Source organism: Halorubrum salinum, assembly GCF_024494575.1.
Classification (GTDB): domain Archaea; phylum Halobacteriota; class Halobacteria; order Halobacteriales; family Haloferacaceae; genus Halorubrum; species Halorubrum salinum.
This window is the reverse complement of record NZ_JANHDO010000004.1, coordinates 272,772-278,771: the sequence shown is the minus strand read 5'-3', so window position 1 is coordinate 278,771 and position 6,000 is coordinate 272,772. Positions and strand designations below refer to the sequence as shown.

The following is a 6,000-nucleotide window of genomic DNA, read 5'->3' as shown; positions in this document are numbered from 1 at the left end:
CGCCGCCGACGGTGGCCTCGAAGCGCACCTCGCCCGCGCTGTCGGCTTCGGCCGCTCGGAGGTCGCCGAACCGCTCCGCGACCGGCCCCTTGTTCGCGAGCACGACGTGGCGGTCCCGCTCCAGCGCCGCGGTGACGTGCGAGAACCCGGGTTCGGCGTCGCCGAGCGTCGTCGGCGTCGCCTCCACCAACGCGTCGTACTCCGCCGCGAGCACGTCCGCCGGGTCTCCGTCGCCGACGATTCCCCGCTCGGCCTTGCGCGAGAGCGCGGCGTCGACGTCGACCGACTCGCCCGGGCCGTCGGCGACGACCGCGCTCGTCGAGTCGCCCATCGCGACGACCTCGTGACCTCGGTCGGGAGCGAGATCGGCGACGGATCGGCCGACGACGCCCGCGCCGACGATCGCGAGTCTCACGCCTCACCCCCCGTCAGCGACTCGATGAGGTGTAGATCCTTCTCGTCGGCGATGGCGCGGACGCTCTCGACCGTCTCATTGACTTCTCCCTCTTCGACGGCGAGCCGGAGCTTGGCGCTCGAGGTGTTTCTCGTTCCCTCGGGGGCCGAAAGCGAGAGGTCGGTCACGGTGGCGTTCGACATCTCTTGGATCCGCGAGAGCGTGTCGGACAGGTCGGTGTCGACGATGTGTCCGGACAGGATGCAGACGACCGACTCGCTGTAGCGCTCTGCGCCCGCCTGAATCACGTTTATTCCCTCCTCTTGAAGCACCTCGACTATCGCCTCGTACTGTGAGGCGGTCGCCTCGATGTCGACCTCGACGGGGATGTGTCCGCGCGGCGTGATGTTCCCGCGCTCGTGAAAAATGGACAGCAGATTCCCGCCGTTCTCGCTTATCGGCTGTAACGCCCGGAGAAGCTCTCCCGGCTCGTCGACGAGTTCGAGCCGGATCATGTAGGCGTTGACCGCGTCCTCGTCTTCGTTCATGACAGACCGCCCCCGATCAGGCTACGTGTACGCATTGGCGGCAGGTCGCGCGGTACGACTATAAGAATCCCGAAACGGCTCGCCCGGGACGGCACGCCCGCTCGCCGACGGCCACCCCCGCGGTCGGCGACGGATCAGTGCTCCGCGGGCTGTCGCCGCTCCGGCTGCTCTTCGGCGGGCGCGACCGTACGCTGAATCTCGCTGTCTTCTGTGAGGTCGTCGATCAGCGCGCGGAGCCGTTCGAGGGGTATCTGGCCCGGCGCGTACTCGCTCTCGTCGTCGGCGAGCGGCGCGTACCCGAGCTTGGATCCGTATATGGGTGCGACGGCACGCGAGTGGCTCCCGATCTCGCTCATCGAGATACCGGCCACGTCGATGCCCTTCTTCGTCGCGACGTTGATCGAGCGAAGCAGGCGGAGCACGTCGGTGTGTTTCCGGGGGAACGTCGCCACCTTGGCGATGTCGCCGTACTCCCCGCACTGGCGGAATATCGCGTCGAGCACCTCCCGCTCGGGGGTGTCCTCGAACGTGTGATGCGAGACGATACAGTCGACCGCGTTGTCGCGGAACTCGTCGAGCACCCACTCCATCCCGCGCGCCGTCTCCAGTTCGACGTCGACGACCTCGACGTGGTCCGAACGCGACGCCGCAGAAAGCCGGTCGAGCCGGCCCGTATCGACCGCTTGGCCGCCGAACCAGCGCGTTCGGTTCGTCGCGATGAGCGGCAACTCTCCGTCGTAGTCGTCGAGCTGTTCGAGCGGGTCGTCGGCCTTGTCCATCCGAAACTCGATGACGTCGGCGAGCCCGCGTGCGGCCGGCTCGCGCGTCAGATCGTTCGTGGTGGCCGCGAGCGCGAACGTATCGAAGTTCATGCGACACGCTATCATCCGAGGAGTAAAAACGTTCACTGTCGGGTCGGATATCCGCCGCGCGTGTCACCCCGATCGTTTCAGTATGATTGAAACAGAGGCGCAGCTATTAGTACGGCGACCCGAAACGATCGGGGTATGCCGAAGTCGAGCGAGTCGGGAGCGACCGGATCGGGGCCGCGGCAGATCAAGAGTGTGCGCCACGCGTTCGACATCGTCGACTTCCTCGACGAGACCGGCGGGGCGACGCTCTCGGAGACCGCGGAGAGCCTCGACATGCCGGTGAGCACGGCGCACGTGCATCTCTCCACGCTCGTCGAGACGGGGTTCGTCGTCAAGCAGTCCGGCGAGTACCGGTGTAGTCTCGGGTTTCTGCGAGTGGGCGGTCGGCTCCGCGACGAGACGGCGCTGTACCAGGCGGCGAAACCGGAACTCGCCGATTTACGAGAGAAGACGGGCGAACACGCGAACGTCGCGGTCGAGGAGAACGGACACTCGGTCCAGTTGTACAAATCACAGAGCCCGAACTCCGTCGACGACCAGGCCCCGCTCGGCGACCACTTCCGTATCCACTCGACGGCGACGGGGAAGGCCATCCTCGCCGAGATGCCCCCCGAGGACGCCGATCGCATACTGGCGAACCGGGACCTCGTGTCCGTCACAGACTCGACTATCACCGACGCGGACCGCCTCCGCGAGGAGCTCGACGAGATCCGCGACCGAGGCTACTCGATCAACCGCGGGGAGCATTTCGAGGGCGTCTGTGCGGTCGGCACGTCGGTCGTCTCCGAAATCGACGACGCGATCGGCGCGATAAGTGTCAGCGGCCCGCTCAGCCGCATGGACGCAGACCGGATCGAAACCGAGATCGGCCCCGAACTGCTGAACAAAAAGAACATCATCGAGCTTAAACTCCGACAGTGAGCGGAGCGGCGACCGACGAGAAAATACAATTTATTTGAGATCATCAGTTAAGTATTTGAATTCTTAAACATATATGTCTCGACGATAGCCGCGTTGAACTCCCGATTGCCAGCGACACTCGCTCCCGGAACCGTCGGTCGCTGGACGGTACTGTGCGGTCGAACGAGAGAGAAGGTGTTCCGTTGTGCGGAGCCGGTCAGGGATACGCGATCGGACGGCGTCGCTGGCGAGTGTTCATCTCTCGTTGCTGGCGCGGTGAGTCGTCCGAGAACCGGTGAGCGTGCTTGTAGTTCGGTGTCTGTGCGGTGTCTGTGCGGTGTCTGTGCGGTGTCGGTGCAGTGAACGCGCCCAAAACGCTGCACCGTCCAGCACCTCACGCCTCCCCAGCCTCGTCGCTCACTGCTCGCGGTTTCACCGCTCGCAGTCGAGGTGCTCGCGCCGCTCGCACCGTTCGCGACTCCCTCGCGCGTGCTGGTTCGCGGCCGCTACAGACGGCCGCTCGCAGGCGCACGCCACCGCACCGCAAGCGACTGTGATGAGGGAGCGTCGGCCGTCGCTCGTCACGGTATATATACTGCGTCGTCCGCGGCGGACTGTGAGACGGACTCCGGCACTCGATCGTTGCGTTCTCGTATCGGCACCGAACGAGCGGCGTCCCGACTGCGAGGGTCGAGGAGTCCGTCCCCGCGTGAGATCACCAGTGAGGTTTAGTAATATCATATTTTGAGGTAGTATATATTTCTGATGTTACTCGCCTTGAGGGACGCCCGCCGTGCCCGTCCACCGCCACAGCGACCCGACGGCGAGGACGAACGCGACGGCGAGGGCGACCACCGTCCACTGGATCGCGGGGCCGATCCCGTATCGGTTCGCGAGCACGCCGACGACCGCCGGCGCGACGGCGAGGCCCACGTACGTCGACCCGTTCGTCACGGCGTTGAGGGGGCCGCTGTACTCGGGCGCGGACTCGACGGCGTACGCGGAGAGGACCGGGAAGCCGGTCGAGATCGCCGCGCCGGCGACGAACACCGTCGCGAAGAGCACCGCCCCGGTCACGCCCGAGAACGCGACCGCGAGCGCCGGGATCGCGGGCACGAGCGCCGCCAGCAGGAGCAAGAGGTGTGGTGCCCGTTCGATCGCCGTCGCACACCCGAGTCGCGCCGGGATGTACGCGAGGAGGTAGACGGAGAGCAGTGCGTTCGCGGTCACCGTCGGGTAGAACGTCTCCGCGTAGTAGACGAGCCACGTGAAGAGCACGCCCTCCAGTGCCCCGGTGAGGACCATCCCGAGACAGCTGCCGAGGACGGCCGGCCGGCGAAACAGCGCGATCAGGTCGGCTCGCGAGACCGACCGCTCCGCGTCTATCGAGGGGAGGTCGTACCGCACCGCGAGCAGCGTCGCGGGGAGGAACGCGACCGCGACGACGAGGAACAGCGCCCGCCACTCCGCGACGGCGAGGACGACGCTGACGAGCTGCGGGGTGAGGACGGCCCCGACGGCCCACACGAGCGTGTAGACCGTGTACATACGCGCGCGGCGGTCGGCGTGGAGGTGACTCAACACGACGCGGTCGAGTCCGCGGAACGCCCCCGCCGCCGTCCCCTGTCCGAACAGCGCGACGAGAAAGACGGCGTACGTCGGGGCGACGCTCATCGAGACGAGCGCGCCCACGGTGCACGCCGCCCCGGCGAGCAGCGTCGGCCGCTTCCGGATCCGGCCGGCGAGCGTCCCGGTGACCACGACCGCGCCGAGAAATCCGACCGTCCCCGCCGGGGCGACGAGTCCGAGCGTGGCGGCCGAGACGCCGAACTCCGCTCCGAGGCTCGTGAGAACGGGTCCGCGCGCCTGTACCGCCACCGCGTCGGCGAAAATGAACGAGAACACCGCTACCGTCCACGCCCGCGTCCGATCCATGTTCGATGGATTTCGAGCGATCGAAAAAGTGCACCGGTCTGTGAACGCACCACCTGTTTCCACGATGTTGGATATCGCTCCCGCTCGTGTCGAACTCACCGCGCGAACCGCGTATCGCTCGGTCGATTCGGGAGTAGTATTACACACGTACACCCGTAATTGTAATGAATTTTAACGTCGTTTATTCCAACGATGATGAACTCTATCGCGGCGCTCGCGGTCGCGTCGGAGAACGAGCGATCGAGCGAGCGGCGGTCGTCTGATGCAAAGAATTATGTAATCCGACGAACGAGCGGGAACCAGCGATGGACGCCCAACAAGTCCTTGTGACGGGTCCGTACGGCGAAGCCGGGGAGGCGATCCTCAACCACCTCGCGGACGACGACCGATACGAGTTCACGTATCTCAACCGAAGCGACCACCCGGACTACGAAACGCACGTCGCGGACATCGCCGACTACGAGGCGATGCGCCCGGCGTTCGACGGTCAGGACGCGGTCATTCACCTCGCCGCGCAGTCCGACGCCGGTGCCGAGTTCGAGGACATCATCGACCCGAACATCCTCGGGACGTACAACGTGCTCAAGGCGATGGAGGACGCGGGCGTCGAGACGCTCATTTACGCGTCATCACAGCGCGTGATGGGGCTCTACGAGGAGGATCACGCTCCCGATCTCTACGAGGAAGACTACCCGAGCGAGCACGATCCGCTGCGGCTCACCCACGAGACGCTCCCGAAGCCCGACGGCTACTACGGCGCGTCGAAGATGTTCGGCGAGCACATCTGCCGCGTCCACGCTCGACGCGAGGGCGCGCCCGAACAGGTGTACTCCCTGCGTATTTCGAGCGTCCGCACCGCCGAGTACGACCACCCCTACGGTGACGCGGAACGCGGCGTGGACCGCGGGGACGAGCACCGCGTCGACGACGACGAGGTGTGGGACCAGTCACAGACCGGGTCGTGGGAGCGCGGCAGCGACGAGTACGAAGAGATGGTAAACCGACTGAAGGCCTCGTGGACTTCACAGCGCGACTTCGCGCACCTGCTCGAATGCTGTCTCGAAGACGACGAGGTCACCTACGACGCGTTCTACGCCGTGAGCGGCAACGCCGCTCGCTGGTTCGACATCGAACACGCTCAGGCTGTGCTTGGCTACGAACCGCGCGACGACGGCGGCGAGTGGGACGGGCCGCCGGCGTAATCGGGAAGCTGGAGGTCGGTCGACGGAAGCGAGAACTGAAGCGATCTGAAGCAGGCGACGCCAACCACCAGCGCGCGTGCGCTGAGTGTCGCGGCAAGTCGGAGTGCGCCTCCGGTCGGTCGTCCGCACTGTTCCGTCGACACCCGTAG

The 6,000-nt window shown here is 65.9% G+C and carries 5 protein-coding genes and 1 pseudogene; 2 read left to right on the top strand and 4 right to left on the bottom strand.

Annotated elements, in window-relative coordinates; genetic code table 11:
- The 3 genes and pseudogenes from NO930_RS12220 to NO930_RS12210 all read right to left on the bottom strand — a co-directional run.
- Positions 1-415, bottom strand: a pseudogene (locus NO930_RS12220) (homoserine dehydrogenase); the annotation flags it as partial.
- A complete protein-coding gene (locus tag NO930_RS12215) occupies positions 412-942 on the bottom strand; it encodes an amino acid-binding protein (RefSeq protein WP_256403671.1) in 531 nt (176 codons plus the stop codon). The gene NO930_RS12215 and the pseudogene NO930_RS12220, both read right to left, overlap by 4 nt.
- Before the next feature lie 134 nt (positions 943-1,076).
- Positions 1,077-1,814, bottom strand: a complete 738-nt coding sequence (locus tag NO930_RS12210) for a type I 3-dehydroquinate dehydratase (RefSeq protein ID WP_137783780.1) — start codon at positions 1,812-1,814, stop codon at positions 1,077-1,079.
- A 135-nt stretch (positions 1,815-1,949) separates the two neighbouring features.
- Between NO930_RS12210 and NO930_RS12205 the strand changes: the two genes are divergently transcribed.
- Entirely contained in the window at positions 1,950-2,735 is a 786-nt protein-coding gene (locus NO930_RS12205) for an IclR family transcriptional regulator (protein ID WP_256403670.1), read from the top strand.
- A gap of 747 nt (positions 2,736-3,482) precedes the next feature.
- Here NO930_RS12205 and NO930_RS12200 read toward each other — a convergent pair.
- Entirely contained in the window at positions 3,483-4,649 is a 1,167-nt protein-coding gene (locus tag NO930_RS12200) for an MFS transporter (protein WP_137782992.1), read from the bottom strand.
- 305 nt (positions 4,650-4,954) lie between these two features.
- On the opposite strand from NO930_RS12200, the gene NO930_RS12195 reads away from it, so the two are divergent.
- Positions 4,955-5,851, top strand: a complete 897-nt coding sequence (locus NO930_RS12195; RefSeq protein WP_137782991.1) for an NAD-dependent epimerase/dehydratase family protein — start codon at positions 4,955-4,957, stop codon at positions 5,849-5,851.
- Positions 5,852-6,000 lie beyond the last annotated feature (149 nt).